This window comes from Pseudomonas acericola (SeqCode) (assembly GCF_053456465.1).
In genome coordinates this window covers 837,933-851,799 of sequence record NZ_JBRFJB010000001.1, presented here as the reverse complement: position 1 = coordinate 851,799, position 13,867 = coordinate 837,933, and the positions used below count along the sequence as shown (strand labels likewise).

At 60.8% G+C, this 13,867-nt stretch carries 14 protein-coding genes; 6 read left to right on the top strand and 8 right to left on the bottom strand.

The features are described from left to right. Positions 1-141 precede the first annotated feature (141 nt). From ACU688_RS03885 to ACU688_RS03870, 4 genes are all read left to right on the top strand, one after another. Positions 142-1,914, top strand: coding sequence for an N-acetylglutaminylglutamine amidotransferase (locus ACU688_RS03885; RefSeq protein WP_448183702.1), 1,773 nt, complete (start codon positions 142-144; stop codon positions 1,912-1,914). 3 nt (positions 1,915-1,917) lie between these two features. Next, entirely contained in the window at positions 1,918-3,651 is a 1,734-nt protein-coding gene (gene ngg, locus ACU688_RS03880; RefSeq protein ID WP_448183701.1) for an N-acetylglutaminylglutamine synthetase, read from the top strand. Between the two features lie 147 nt (positions 3,652-3,798). Beyond that, complete coding sequence (locus tag ACU688_RS03875) at positions 3,799-4,983, top strand: osmoprotectant NAGGN system M42 family peptidase (RefSeq protein WP_124525812.1); 1,185 nt, start codon at positions 3,799-3,801, stop codon at positions 4,981-4,983. Positions 4,984-5,042: 59 nt separating this feature from the next. After that, a complete protein-coding gene (locus ACU688_RS03870) occupies positions 5,043-5,270 on the top strand; it encodes a YheU family protein (RefSeq protein ID WP_003192759.1) in 228 nt (75 codons plus the stop codon). Between the two features lie 4 nt (positions 5,271-5,274). Here ACU688_RS03870 and csrA read toward each other — a convergent pair whose 3' ends face one another. Beyond that, positions 5,275-5,472 (bottom strand): carbon storage regulator CsrA, encoded by a 198-nt coding sequence (gene csrA / locus ACU688_RS03865; RefSeq protein WP_448183700.1) that lies wholly within the window; start codon positions 5,470-5,472, stop codon positions 5,275-5,277. 293 nt (positions 5,473-5,765) lie between these two features. Further along, on the bottom strand, positions 5,766-6,581 hold the full coding sequence (locus ACU688_RS03860) for an SDR family oxidoreductase (protein ID WP_448183699.1): 816 nt from the start codon (positions 6,579-6,581) through the stop codon (positions 5,766-5,768). Between the two features lie 300 nt (positions 6,582-6,881). On the opposite strand from ACU688_RS03860, the gene ACU688_RS03855 reads away from it, so the two are divergent. Further along, entirely contained in the window at positions 6,882-7,034 is a 153-nt protein-coding gene (locus ACU688_RS03855; RefSeq protein WP_015885095.1) for a DUF3309 family protein, read from the top strand. A 54-nt stretch (positions 7,035-7,088) separates the two neighbouring features. Here ACU688_RS03855 and ACU688_RS03850 read toward each other — a convergent pair whose 3' ends face one another. From ACU688_RS03850 to ACU688_RS03830, 5 genes are all read right to left on the bottom strand, one after another. Further along, on the bottom strand, positions 7,089-9,176 hold the full coding sequence (locus tag ACU688_RS03850; protein ID WP_448183698.1) for an LTA synthase family protein: 2,088 nt from the start codon (positions 9,174-9,176) through the stop codon (positions 7,089-7,091). Positions 9,177-9,619: 443 nt separating this feature from the next. Further along, positions 9,620-9,811 (bottom strand): PLDc N-terminal domain-containing protein, encoded by a 192-nt coding sequence (locus tag ACU688_RS03845; RefSeq protein ID WP_003172956.1) that lies wholly within the window; start codon positions 9,809-9,811, stop codon positions 9,620-9,622. 67 nt (positions 9,812-9,878) lie between these two features. Continuing rightward, the gene (locus tag ACU688_RS03840) at positions 9,879-10,409 is read right to left on the bottom strand and encodes a hypothetical protein (protein WP_448183697.1); all 531 of its coding nucleotides are present in this window, start codon (positions 10,407-10,409) and stop codon (positions 9,879-9,881) included. A 43-nt stretch (positions 10,410-10,452) separates the two neighbouring features. After that, the gene (locus ACU688_RS03835) at positions 10,453-10,968 is read right to left on the bottom strand and encodes an ankyrin repeat domain-containing protein (RefSeq protein WP_448183696.1); all 516 of its coding nucleotides are present in this window, start codon (positions 10,966-10,968) and stop codon (positions 10,453-10,455) included. Positions 10,969-11,076: 108 nt separating this feature from the next. Further along, a complete protein-coding gene (locus ACU688_RS03830) occupies positions 11,077-12,903 on the bottom strand; it encodes a long-chain-acyl-CoA synthetase (protein WP_448183695.1) in 1,827 nt (608 codons plus the stop codon). A 354-nt stretch (positions 12,904-13,257) separates the two neighbouring features. On the opposite strand from ACU688_RS03830, the gene ACU688_RS03825 reads away from it, so the two are divergent. Beyond that, complete coding sequence (locus ACU688_RS03825) at positions 13,258-13,536, top strand: DUF3509 domain-containing protein (RefSeq protein ID WP_010208870.1); 279 nt, start codon at positions 13,258-13,260, stop codon at positions 13,534-13,536. 61 nt (positions 13,537-13,597) lie between these two features. Here ACU688_RS03825 and ACU688_RS03820 read toward each other — a convergent pair whose 3' ends face one another. After that, positions 13,598-13,867 carry a response regulator transcription factor gene (locus tag ACU688_RS03820; RefSeq protein WP_448183694.1) on the bottom strand — a complete coding sequence of 90 codons (270 nt, stop codon included), beginning with the start codon at positions 13,865-13,867 and terminating at the stop codon, positions 13,598-13,600.

Here is a 13,867-nt window from a genome sequence, read left to right as displayed (position 1 = left end):
ACGCCACAGCAGTTACGGCAATTTGCCTTATAACTTATCGATCTAAAACTCCCGCTATAGCCGTGTGTCAGTTTCTGGGTACGCGCCCTTTGGGCGTATTGAGTGTTACCCCTCCCCAACGGAAAAACCGGTAAGGAATTTATGTGCGGATTAGCTGGAGAATTACGTTTCGATGCCCAACCTGCCGACCTGGCTGCGATTGAGCGCATCACCCATCACCTGGCCCCCCGTGGCCCCGACGCTTGGGGTTTCCATGCCCAAGGACCGATTGCCCTGGGCCACCGGCGCCTGAAAATCATGGACCTGTCGGACGGCTCGGCCCAGCCCATGGTGGACGCCCACCTGGGCCTGTCCCTGGCCTTCAACGGCGCCATCTACAACTTCCCGGAATTGAGAGAAGAGCTGGAAGCCCTGGGCTACGCCTTCTATTCTGGCGGCGACACCGAAGTGCTGCTCAAGGGCTATCACGCCTGGGGCGAAGCACTGCTGCCCAAGCTCAACGGCATGTTTGCGTTTGCGATCTGGGAGCGTGATGCCCAGCGCCTGTTCATCGCCCGTGACCGTCTCGGCGTGAAGCCTTTGTACCTGTCGCGCACCGGCCAGTGTTTGCGCTTTGCTTCCGCATTGCCGGCGCTGCTCAAGGGCGGTGATATCAACCCGATCCTCGATCCGGTCGCCCTCAACCATTACCTGAACTTCCACGCCGTGGTGCCCGCACCGCGCACCTTGCTGGCGGGCGTTGAAAAACTGCCGCCGGCGAGCTGGATGCGCATCGACGCCAACGGCAAGACCGAGCAGAAAACCTGGTGGGCCCTGCCCTACGGCCCGCGTGAGGATGAGCAAAACCTAACGCTGGAAGACTGGACCGACCGCGTCCTCGACAGCACCCGCGAAGCCGTGGCCATCCGCCAACGTGCGGCGGTGGATGTGGGCGTGCTGCTCTCCGGCGGCGTCGATTCAAGCATGCTCGTCGGCCTGCTGCGGGAAGTGGGCGTGCAAGACCTGTCGACCTTCTCCATCGGTTTTGAAGATGCCGGCGGCGAGGCCGGCAACGAGTTCCAGTATTCCGACCTGATCGCCAAGCACTACGGCACCCGTCACCACCAGTTGCGCATTGCCGAAAGCGAGATCATCGAACAACTGCCGGCTGCGTTCCGCGCCATGAGCGAGCCGATGGTCAGCCATGACTGCATCGCCTTCTACCTGCTGTCGCGGGAAGTGGCCAAGCATTGCAAGGTGGTGCAGAGCGGCCAGGGCGCCGATGAACTGTTCGCCGGTTACCACTGGTACCCGCAGGTGGACGGTGCCAGTGATCCGTACGCGGCTTATCGCGAGGCGTTTTTCGACCGCAGCTACGACGACTATGCCGCCACAGTCGCACCGAAATGGCTGACGACCAACGACGCTGCCGGTGACTTCGTTCGCGAGCATTTCGCCATGCCCGGCGCCGATGCGGCAGTGGACAAGGCCCTGCGCCTGGACAGCACGGTGATGCTGGTGGATGACCCGGTCAAACGGGTGGACAACATGACCATGGCCTGGGGCCTGGAAGCGCGTACGCCGTTCCTCGACTATCGCCTGGTAGAACTGTCGGCCCGCGTGCCGGGTAAATTCAAGCTGCCCGACGGCGGCAAGCAAGTCCTCAAAGAAGCCGCGCGCCGCGTGATTCCAAGTGAAGTCATCGACCGCAAGAAAGGTTACTTCCCGGTGCCGGGCCTCAAGCACTTGCAGGGCGACACCTTGAACTGGGTACGCGACCTGCTGCTGGACCCGAGCCAGGATCGCGGCCTGTTCAACCCCGCCACGCTCGACCGTCTGCTCACCGACCCGCAAGGCCAACTGACCCCGTTGCGCGGCTCCAAGCTGTGGCAACTGGCGGCGCTGAACCTGTGGCTCAGTGAACAAGGAATCTGATTGATGAAACCTCTCGCAGCGGCCTACAGCCAACGCTTACTGAAGGGCCAGGCGCCGTCCTACGAACGCCTGCAAGCCCGCCTGGCCGAGGATGGCAGCCCGTTGAGCGCAGACCCCATTGCCGTGCATTGCGGCTGGGGCCGGTTATTGATCGGTCACACATTTCCCGACCCGGCGAGCCTGGCCCAGGAACTGCTCAATGAGCAATCCGGCGAACGGGATATCGCGCTGTATGTGGCGGCGCCCCAGCAGATTCTGGGGATCGACCCGCAGCAACTGTTTCTCGACCCTTCCGACACCCTGCGCCTGTGGTTCACCGACTACCGCCCGGCGACCCGTGTGTTTCGCGGTTTTCGTATCCGTCGGGTGCAAAGCGAGGCCGATTGGCTGGCCGTGAACCAGCTTTATCAAGGCCGGGGCATGTTGCCTGTGGATGCCGAACGCCTGACACCGCGCCATCAAGGTGGCCCGGTGTATTGGCTGGCGGAAGACGAAGACAGCGGCGCAGTGATCGGCAGCGTGATGGGCCTCAATCACCAGAAAGCCTTTCACGACCCAGAAAACGGTTGCAGCCTGTGGTGCCTGGCGGTCGATCCGCAATGCTCGCGCCCTGGCGTGGGCGAAGTGCTGGTGCGCCACTTGGTGGAACACTTCATGAGCCGAGGCTTGAGCTACCTGGACCTGTCGGTGTTGCACGACAACCGCCAGGCCAAGAACCTTTACGCCAAGCTTGGCTTTCGTGCGCTGACCACCTTTGCGATCAAGCGCAAGAACGGCATCAACCAACCGCTGTTCCTCGGCCCCGGCCCGCAGGCGGGGTTCAACCCCTATGCGCGGATTATTGTCGAGGAAGCCCATCGGCGTGGCATTGATGTGCAAGTGGATGACGCCGACGCAGGCTTGTTCACCTTGAGCTACGGCGGGCGCCGAGTACGCTGTCGCGAGTCGTTGAGCGACTTGACCAGCGCCATCAGCATGACCTTGTGCCAGGACAAGAGCCTGACCCACAAAACGCTGAAGGCGGCCGGCTTGAAACTGCCGTCACAGCAATTGGCGGGCAGCGCCGATGACAACCTGGAGTTTCTCGACGAGCACCAGCGCATCGTCGTCAAGCCGCTGGATGGCGAGCAAGGCCAGGGCGTCGCGGTGGATTTGCAGAGTATCGAAGAGGTACAGCAGGCGATTGAAGCAGCGCGCCAGTTCGACAGCCGCGTGCTGCTGGAGAGCTTTCACGAAGGCTTGGACCTGCGCATCCTGGTGATCGGTTTTGAAGTGGTCGCCGCTGCGATTCGCCGCCCCGCCGAAGTGACCGGTGACGGCCATCATTCCATTGGCGCACTGATCGAAGCCCAAAGCCGTCGCCGCCAGGCCGCGACCGACGGTGAAAGCAAAATCCCCCTGGATGGCGAAACCGAACGCACGCTGCACGCTGCAGGCTACGACTACAGCAGCATCCTGCCCCGCGGCCAGACCCTGGCCGTGCGCCGCACCGCCAACCTGCACACCGGCGGCTGCCTGGAAGACGTCACCGCGATCCTGCACCCCACGCTGGTGGACGCCGCCGTGCGCGCTGCCCGCGCCCTGGACATCCCCATGGTGGGCCTGGACCTGATGGTGCCCGCCGCCGACAAACCCGAGTATGTGTTTATCGAAGCCAACGAACGGGCCGGACTGGCCAATCATGAACCGCAGCCGACGGCTGAGCGGTTTGTGGATTTGTTGTTTCCTCACAGTTAAGCCACTGCTTGAGAGGTGGGTTGCCTGATCTGGCCTCATCGCGGGCAAGCCCGCTCCCACAGGTTGATCGCATTCCCATGTGGGAGCGGGCTTGCCCGCGATGAGGCCGTTGAAGACACCACCCCCTTAAAGCCAACAGGAGTCTTTATGAGCCAAACCATCCCCGAACCGGATCTGAACTACCTGCAAAAAGTCCTCCTGGAAATGCTCGCCATTCCCAGCCCCACCGGGTTTACCGACACCATCGTGCGCTACGTCGCCGAGCGTCTGGAAGAACTCGGCATCCCCTTTGAGATGACCCGGCGCGGCACCATTCGCGCCACCCTCAAGGGCCAGAAAAACAGCCCTGACCGCGCCGTGTCCGCCCACCTCGACACCATCGGCGCCGCCGTGCGGGCGATCAAGGACAACGGCCGCCTGACCCTGGCGCCGGTGGGCTGCTGGTCGAGCCGTTTTGCCGAAGGCAGCCGAGTCAGCCTGTTTACCGACAACGGCGTGATCCGAGGCAGCGTGCTGCCGCTGATGGCCTCCGGGCATGCGTTCAACACCGCCGTGGATGAAATGCCGGTGAGTTGGGACCACGTGGAACTGCGCCTCGACGCCTACTGCGCGACCCGCGCCGATTGCGATTCCCTGGGCATCAGCGTCGGCGACTATGTGGCGTTCGACCCGCTGCCCGAGTTCACCGAAAGCGGGCACATCAGCGCCCGTCACCTCGACGACAAGGCCGGCGTAGCCGCCCTGCTCGCCGCGCTCAAGGCCATCGTCGACAGCGGCGCACCGTTGTTGATCGACTGCCACCCGCTGTTCACCATCACCGAAGAAACCGGCAGCGGCGCAGCGGCCGCCCTGCCCTGGGATGTCAGCGAATTTGTCGGTATCGATATCGCTCCGGTCGCCCCCGGCCAGCATTCCAGCGAGCACGCGGTGAGCGTGGCGATGCAGGACTCCGGCGGGCCGTATGACTATCACCTGTCCCGGCACCTGCTGCGCCTGGCGGCGGACAACGAACTGCCAGTGCGCCGCGACCTGTTCCGTTACTACTTCAGTGACGCCCACTCGGCCGTGACCGCCGGCCACGATATCCGCACCGCTCTGCTGGCGTTTGGTTGTGATGCAACCCACGGCTACGAGCGCACCCATATCGACAGCCTGGCCGCCTTGAGCCGCCTGTTGGGCGCGTACATCCTCAGCCCGCCGGTGTTCGCCAGCGATGCGCAACCGGCCCAAGGCTCACTGGACCGCTTCAGTCATCAGCTGGAACACGAAACGCAGATGGAAAGCGACACGCGGGTACCGTCCGTGGACAGCCTGGTCGGTCAAAAAACCTGAGGCTGGCAACCTGGCTCCCGGCGCAGTAGCATCGCCGGGATTCCCCAACCGAGGCTTGTATGCTGATTCCCTACGACGCACTTGAAGTCGACACCCTGACCCGCCTCATTGAAGATTTCGTCACCCGCGACGGCACCGACAATGGCGACGACACGCCCCTGGAAACCCGCGTGCTGCGCGTCCGCCAGGCGCTGACCAAAGGCCAGGCCCTGATCGTCTTCGACCCCGAAAGCGAGCAATGCCAGTTGATGCTCAAGCACGACGTGCCCAAGCATCTGTTCGACTGACGGTTTAGGGGTTCGCGGCGGCGGGGGTTTCTGCGGCTTGGCGTTCGAGGATTTTCTGATACACCTCGGCACGGTGCACATTGACCCCCACCGGCGCCTCGACGCCGAATTTCACCTGGGAGCCGTTCAGCTCGATGATGTGCAAGGCGATGTCATCGCCGATGGAAATGGTTTCGCCTACAGCACGGCTAAGTACCAGCATGGCGGTAGTCCTTTAAGAGTGACAGGACCTTGACCATGCGCGATTGCGCGGGAGTACAGCAATGGCTTGCGGCAAAATCAGGTAAGACCTACATCCACCGGTAATTTCCCTGACAGACCACACCCCAAACTATGGGCGCGGTCAATGTGGGAGCTGGCTTGTGTGGGAGCTGGCTTGCCTGCGATGCAGGCACCTCGGTTTACCTGTTTGACCGAGGTGATGCTATCGCAGCGGTGCGGCGATCCGACAAGCCAGCTCCCACATTTGTACCGGTGTATAACCTGAAATTGCGCTCAGGCCTTGGTCGCCTGCGCCTTGGCACGCATCTTATCGGCCATGGTGGTCATTTCGTCGTACAGCAGCTGCGGATTCTTCTGTTTCAGCGCCCACGCCATCCGCCCCTGTTCGTGGGGCAAAATCATGAATTCGCCTGCAGCCACACGCTGGTAGATGTAATCGGCAATATCCGCCGCCGAAATCGGCGAGCTTTCCAGCAATTTTCCGACCTGCGCTTTCATCGCGGGTGTCGGCCCACGGAACGAATCCAGCAGGTTGGTCTGGAAAAACGACGGGCACACCACGTGTACGCCGACTTCCTGTTGCTTGAGTTCCACCAACAGGCTTTCCGACAAGGCCACCACGCCGGCCTTGGCCACGTTGTAGTTGCTCATGGCCGGCCCTTGCATCAGCGCGGCCATCGAGGCGATGTTGATGATGCGGCCCTTGCTCTTTTCCAGCAGCGGCAAGAACGCCTTGCAACCCTTGACCACGCCCATCAGGTTGATCGCGATCTGCCAGTCCCAATCCTCCAGGGACAGTTCGGCGAAGAAACCACCCGAAGCCACTCCGGCATTGTTGACGATCACATCGATGCCACCGAGCTTCACTTCGCAGGCCTGGGCAAACGCCGTGAGCTGGCTGTAGTCGCGCACGTCGCAACGCTGGACGAAGCCATCGCCACCCGCCTCGCGCACGAGCTTGAGGGTTTCTTGCAGGCCCGGCTCGCTGACGTCCGACAAGGCCAACTGCCAACCCTCGCGGGCCCAGCGCAGAGCGATTTCGCGACCCAGGCCGGACCCGGCGCCAGTGATCATCATGCGATTTTGCATAGGAGGTTGCCTTGTGGTTCACGGAAGAAGTGACCGGCAGTGTAGCGAAGGTTTTTCCCACACCCACGCCCCATAAAGTTGCTGAATGCCCCAGGCAAACCCGCGGCCGGGTCGCGAGCTTGGCGCCATGCGTAAGTTCAATACTTCCCAACTAAGCCTGCGTATTAAACGAAATAAGCCTGTTTGCAAAAAGCTTTAAAAAAACTTGGAATTTTCTACGAAGCGCACCAGTCGGAGTTATTAAGCCGTCTGTGGTTAAACCTGCAGACTTATTGCTCAATAACCACAAGGTACAAAACCATGAGCCTGATTCTGATCATTATCCTGATCCTCCTGCTGGTCGGTGGCCTGCCCGTCTTCCCACACTCACGCAATTGGGGTTATGGCCCGTCGGGTATCCTGGGTGTGGTTCTGGTGGTGTTGCTGGTGCTGTTGTTGCTCGGCCGGATATAAACGGCAGGCAAAAAAAGAGGCCCTCTAGAGGGCCTCTTTTTTATTGCCAGTTAGTTAGTCCGGCTTACCATCTACCACGCCAGCGGTGTTATCCAGCAGGCTCTTGGTAGCGGTCTGCAGGAACGACTCAAGCTTCTGCTTCAGTGCGGCCTCGTCCGGTGATTCCGGAATGACTTTACCGCTAGGGTTGGCACCCAGTTCAAATTCCCACAACTTCGGTGGCATTTCCTTAGGCAATACCAGCACACGGTCTGCGGTGACCAAGGCCACGGTCTGGTCGCTGCCCGACGGTTTGATCACGCCAAAGCCCTTATCGCCTTCCGGCAGGTTCAGCAGGTCACGACCCCAGCACTGGTGCAGGGTGTCGCCACCGAGGCGGCCCATGATGGTCGGCACGATGTCGATCTGGGTGCCCACGGTGTGGTCACGCTCGCCGAACTTCTCCTGCACGCCCGGTGCGATCATCAGCATCGGTACGTTGAAGCGGCCCAGGTCCATCTCGGTGATCTGCTGCTCGTTGCCGAAGCCGTGGTCGCCCACGATGACGAACAGGGTTTCCTTGAAGTACGGCTCCTTGCGGGCCTTTTCAAAGAACTGGCCCAGGGCCCAGTCGGAGTAGCGCATGGCCGTCAAATGCTCGTTGAGGCTGCCACGGTCGGTGACTTTCTCCACCGGCAATGGCGTTGGCAAGGCGTACGGCGTGTGGTTGGACAGGGTTTGCAGCAGCGCGTAGAACGGCTTGCCGCCTTCGCGGGCCTTCAACTCTTCCAGGCCACGGTTGAACATGTCCTGGTCGGACACGCCCCACGTCGGGTCGGAGAACACCGGGTTGACGAAGTCGTTGCGCCCGATGAAGTTGGTCATGCCCTGGTTGCTGAAGAAGCCCGACTGGTTGTCCCAGGCGAAGTCGCCGTTGTAGACATACACGTCGTCAAACTTGCGCGCGCTGAGCAGCTGCGGCAGGCCAGACAGCTTGTGGCTGCCTTCCGGGGTCTGCATCAGGTATTCAAAGCCCGGCAGGTTCGGGAAGCACGCCATGGTGGCAAACATACCCTGGTGGGTGTGGGTGCCGTTGGAGAAGAAGCGGTCAAACAGCAGGCCTTCCTTGGACAGTTTGTCGAAGTACGGCGTGATGTTGCCCGGGCGATCCAGGGCGCCCACCGAGTGACCGGCGAAGCTTTCCATCAGGATCACGACCACGTTCTTGATCGGCAGGGTCTTCTCGGCCGGTGGCATGTAGTCGCGGCGCACGGCGGCGGTGTCAGGATCCACCAGTTTTTCTTGCGGCAGGACCAGCATGTCGCGCACGGTCTGGGTGGCGAGCTTCTGGTCCAGGGTGGCTTTCCAGATGTTCGAACGGTCTTCGGAGAAGCGCGACTTGGCCGCCGCGATCAGCGACAACGTGCCGTTGAGGCCCAGTTGGTTGGCGAAATTGGAGTCGGTGGTGTACACGTCCCCCCAACGCAGCGGCGGGCCCTGGCGCAGGGTGCCACGGGCGGCGACCACGGCGATCAACAGGCAGACCACAAACACGGCGATGCGCGAGTACCACGGCGCCACCTGGCGGGTGCTGATGGTGCCACCGCTGAATGGGCCACGCGGGCGCGTCGCACGGTCGGCGCCTTTGAACGCGATGCTCAGGATCAGCGTGCCCACGGCCCAGGCCAGCAGGTAGCGCACCACCGGAAAACCGTACCAGAGCATGCTCATTACGGTTTTCGGGTCTTCCTTCACATACTGGAAGACCAGGCCATTGAGGCGCTGGTGGAACTCGCGGTAGAAGTCCATCTCCATCAGGCCGAGGAACAGCGCAATGCTGGACGCAACGGTCAGCCAGACACGGAAAAACCCGCGCGCCGCCATGGCCCGTACGCTGAACAATGCCAGCAGCAACGGGATCAGCAGGTAGACCACCAAGCGGATGTCCAGGCGCAGGCCATTGCCGAACGCTTCCAGGAAGGTCGAGGCTGGCGTGTCGAGGATCATTTCACGGTTGTAGACCAGCAGCGCCAGGCGCAGCAGGGAGAACATCACCATCATGACCAGTGCGCAAAGCAGTGTGTACGCCAGATGGGATTTGACGGTCGGTTGCAGCAGGCGATTTGAAGCTCGCTGCTGATTCAGGGCGTCCGGGTTTGCCATGTCGTTTTAGGACCCATTGGAAGTTTAAGTTGCGAAATATTGCAGCGGCATCCTGCCCACGCCCAAGCGTGTGGGAACAGGGGGTCAGCGCGTTGGCGCAAATGGTGCCCGAGGAATGCCATCAGCGCTATTGATTACTGAGGAAAAAACCTTCTTTGTGGTGGTTTTCCCGGCCCGAGACAGAGCCTTCTTACACTGAGATGAAGCGGGGGAATTGTCGGAGATGGTGTGTGAAAATTCCGTGTAGCGAATATTTCGACACACAAATCTTATGAGTGGACACAAAAAAATGTGGGAGCAAGCTTGTGTGGGAGCCGGGCTTGCCCGCGATAGCATCACCTCGGTGTCACTCATAGACCGAGGTGTCCGCATCGCAGGCAAGCCAGCTCCCACACAAGCCCGCTCCCACATTGACTGTGCTTACATCAGGTGCGGCAAACGGTTCAGATCCGCACGTTGCCCCGCGGCCCGGCAATCGCCCAGATGATCAGGCCCAGCACCGGCAGCAACAGGATCAGCAGAATCCACAGCACTTTGGCGCCCGTGCTCGCGCCGCTTTTGAACACGTTGATGATCGCCCAGATATCCAGCGCCAGGATGATCAGCCCGATCAAGCCATTAAAAGTGGAACCCATGGTGTCGCTCCTAAGTGAGGGCATGCACTTGTAGGATAGTCAGCCCTGACGGGGGTTCCGTTTTATTTCACACGTGTAGGGCGATTCGTAGCGCTTCCAGCGAAGGCTCGGCGTTGATGCCCACTTCGGCGCACAACTCCAGTACCCGTGGCAGGTCTTTGCCGTAGACCAGCACCGCCTGAATCTCGTCATCCAGCAACTGGCTGAAGTTGAGCAACGTGTAGCCGCCGTCTTCAGGGCTCAGGGCGCTCATCTGGATCTGGATACGGTTCAACGCCGTGAGGTCTTCGGTCTTGGCCAGTTGCTTGGGCTTGAGGTTGAACGCCACGCCTGGGCCAAACGACGCGACGATCTGCGCAAACAGGTCGCCGTAGGTGTCGGCCTGGAACAGCGCGGTGTCCGGCAGGCTACCGACGACGATCCATTCACCCAGCGGGATCGGGAACGTTTCGTCGTAGTTGATATCCGGGTTGGCCGCCAGAAACGCCGCCGGATCTGCGTAGGCCTGGGCCGCTTCGTCGGCGATGCGCGCCACTTCGTCCTCGCCCATGACGCCGGCGCTGATTTTGCTAATGAGTTCGACGAGGGCGGTTTTCATGGAGGTTGGTCCTGTGGCGGGCGGGTTTTTAAGGGCGCGTAGCCTACACCAGTTTCTGCAACTGCGCCGTCGTATCCGCCGCGCCCATGGTCAATGCCGCCGCCAGTGCGGTGGCGCCCTGGGCATCGGTGGCCTTGGGGTTGGCGCCCTGGCCGAGCAGGTAGTCGACCATCTCGACACGGTTGAACATCGCCGCCAGCATCAAGGCGGAACGCCCGTCAGAGGATGCTGCATCCACCGGAGTGCCGCCTTCGATCAGGGCCTTGACCACGTCCAGGGTGCCTTTGAACGCAGCGCCGGCGATCGGCAGTTGGTTCTTGTCATTGGCGATCAGCGGGTCGGCCTTGAATTCCAGCAGTACTTTTACCGCTTCGGCATGGCCGTGGTAGGCGGCGAGCATCAGCAAGGTGTCGCCATTGTGGTTGCGCAGGTTGACCGGCAAGCCTTTGGCCAGCAGTGCGGCGAGCATAGCGGCGTCGCCCCGACGCGCAACGTCAAAGACCTGCTCGGCAAATTCGGCGGCTTCGTCTTCGGTCATTTGTTTGGCTTGTTCTGACATGTGGGGGCTCCCTGGCGATGGCTATATAGGCGCCTAGTGTCGCGATGGAGTTCCCCACTGTCATGGCTTTTTTGCCAAAAGCGCCCATAGGCAGAATCAATAAGGCGATTAATAACGGAACTGGCCGCCCTGGATCTGCGCCAATAACTGCCCCGTCACGGGTACATAGGCGTCGGTGCCCGGCAGCCAGGCGTAGACGGGGTCGTTACCCGCCTTCTCTGGATCGAACGCCTCTTCCTTGAGCTTGACCTTCTGGTATTTGAAGGTGCCTGTCGTCTCCATTTTCACCTTGATCCGCAGGAACAAAGGCACCGCATAGTGTGGCAACTGGCCGTGGGCGAATTGCAGCAGCTCGCGCATGTCCAGCGAGGCCAGGGACTCACTCGGGGTGATCGCGACCATGCCCGCACGGCCGTTGGTGTTTTCGATTTCCACCCCGTAGGCCACCACTTCGGCGATCTGCGGGTGTTGCAACAGGATGTTCTCTACCTCAGTGGTGGAGACGTTCTCACCCTTCCAGCGATAGGTGTCCCCTAGGCGATCGACGAATTGCGCGTGGCCAAAGCCGATACTGCGCAACAAATCGCCGGTATTGAAGTAACGATCACCCTTTTCGAACACGTCGGTAAGGATCACCTTGCGGTTCTTTTCCGGGTCGGTGTACCCGTCAAACGGAGACTTCTCATCGATTCGCGCCAACAACAGGCCCTGCCCGCCCGTCTGCACCTTGCGCATGAAGCCATCACTGCCACGGATCGGCTCGCCGTTGTCGTGGGCGTAGTCCACCAGCGCCCAGTGTTGCAGGCAAAAGCCGATGGTGTTGTCGAAATTCAGTACGTTGGTGAACCCGATATTGCCGTCGCTGGCGGCATACAACTCGCAGATATGGTCAACCCCATAGCGTTGCTTGAACTGCGCCCATACACCGGGGCGCAGGCCATTGCCGACCATCTTGGTCACGCGGTTGTCGCGGTCGCTGGCGCTGGGTGGCTGGTCGAGCAGGTAACGGCACAATTCGCCGACATAGCCCAAGGTGGTCGCGTTGAACTTGCGCGCATCGTCCCAGAACTGGCTGGCACTGAACTTGCGCCGGATGGCAAACCCCGACGCGCCGACAATCGCCGAGCCCCAGCACACACACAGGCCGGTGGCGTGATACAGCGGCAACGTGCAATACAGGACATCGTCCGGGCCCATGTCCAGGGCGATGCTGCCGAAGCTGACGGCGGTCTTGGTCCAGCGGCCGTGCTTCATGATGCCGGCCTTGGGCAGGCCCGTGGTGCCGGAGGTGTAGATATAGAAGCACGGGTCATTGAAGAAGATCTGCGCGGTGCTGGCCGGGTTGTCTGCCGGGCACTCGGCGCTGGCGGCCATCAGGTCGACGTAACCTGCGGGCACCTCGCTGGCCTGCTGATCGGCGACAAACCACGTGCGTTCCGACGGGATCGCCACCTGATCGCGCACGGCCTCGTAGGACGCCACCAATTCCGAGCCCACCACAATCGCCACCGGATTCACCAGGTTCAGGCTGTGCACCAGCGTGCCCTGGGTCTGCGACGTGTTGACCATGGCGCAGATGCCACCCAGCTTGGCCACGGCCAATACATTCAGCAGCAGTTCAGGGCGGTTTTCGATAAACATCGCCACCACGTCACCTTTGCGCACGCCCTGGGCCTGCAGGTAATGGGCGATGCGGTTCGCGCTGGCGTTGGCTTCGCGGTAGCTGAGCACGCGGTCGGCGTATAACAGCGCGGTGCCATCAGGGTTGCGCAAAGTAGCCTGCTCGAAGTGCCAGCCCAGCCCGCAAGGCTGGGCCGGGTCGGTGACGTTGGCAGCGCGCATGCCGCGCACCACCCGTGGCAGGGCGCGAACAATGGCGGGCACCTTACGCAGCAGCATGCTCCAGGTGATCATGTCGTTTTGCGGATGGCTCATGGAGGAACGTCCTTTTTCTTATTCTTCGTTATGCCTTGCAGGAAATTACGTCAGCCCTTGTTCACCTGTACACGCGGGATTTGAAAAGTTTTGTATCCCGATGAGCAACCGCAGAAAAAGCGAATTTCGCCGCTCAAGGGCAGTCTGTATGAGTATCGGCGCGCCAAGCTGCCCGCTTGAACAGCGCAAAATGCAGGATGCATGATGGCCATTCATGCAATTTGCACGAAAACGAAAATCACCGAAAAATACAAGTCATTGATTTATAACGTTATTTTTAGAATTGGCTAGATGGCACAATCACTGCACCTATCACTCCATGCTTGCCAACTTGAGCCAACGGAGCTGATAGACATGAGCCTGATCCAAGATAAATTCGCTTCAGTATTCTCCAACTACGATGTCACCACCCAGCCTCGCCCAGACGGCGGCATCCTGTTGACCCTGCGCAACAGTGAAGGCAAACAGGTCAAGCGCTCGATCTCTTACCAACAACTGCACACCGCTGACCAACTGACCTGGGTGATCAGCGCCATTCGCCGCGACCTGGCGGAACAAGCCAGCGACCTGCCGCAAATTTCGATGCTGCAAAGCCAGAACCGCTTTGCGTTGCCGACCTATCACTCGGCTTAAACACCCGATACAAAAAGGGCCGCAACGCCAATAAGCGTTGCGGCCCTTTTTCATGGGATGGTCACCAGAGCCCCTGGCGTGCTGCTTCATTCATCGCCTGCACGCGGTTGGTCACTTCCAACTTGCCATAGATGTTGCGCAGGTGGAATTTCACCGTAGCTTCGGACGTCGCGCGAATCTGGCTGATCTCCCAGACGGTCTTGCCATTCGACGCCCAACGCAGGATTTCCAGCTCTGTCGCCGTCAGGGCCTTGCCCGCCAAGCTCAGGCGTCTCCTTATAGCGTTGGGCACGGTGTACGGCGGCGGGTACAACTCCTCAGCGCCTCTCAT